Origin of the sequence: Pseudomonas sp. SIMBA_067, assembly GCF_046534675.1 — a bacterium.
Taxonomy (GTDB): Bacteria; Pseudomonadota; Gammaproteobacteria; order Pseudomonadales; family Pseudomonadaceae; genus Aquipseudomonas; species Aquipseudomonas putida.
Genome location: NZ_JAWRYH010001367.1, coordinates 1 through 235, shown reverse-complemented (window position 1 = coordinate 235; position 235 = coordinate 1). Strand labels below are relative to the sequence as shown.

At 63.8% G+C, this 235-nt stretch carries 1 protein-coding gene; it reads right to left on the bottom strand.

The window, feature by feature from the left end; genetic code table 11:
• A partial coding sequence (locus SB765_RS33820; RefSeq protein ID WP_410933061.1) for a hypothetical protein occupies nt 1-235 on the bottom strand: 235 nt, incomplete at both ends.

Sequence of the window (235 nt, the reverse complement as noted above, 5' to 3'; positions counted from 1 at the left end):
CAGGCGCTTGTAGATCGATTTGCTCTCATCCAGCCAGACCACGCTGCGAGCGCCTGGCGTGGTGCCGCGCGCATCGCCAATGCCGCCAACATCAACACCCAGCAGCTTCAGTTTGGCGCTCATGTCCGCGCCGGTAAACGCATTGTCGCGGCCCAGCAGATGGTCGCTGGCGACCTGGGCCATTTTGTAACCCGGCGCCACCAGGCCATAGACGCGATTCTGCCAGGCAGCGCAC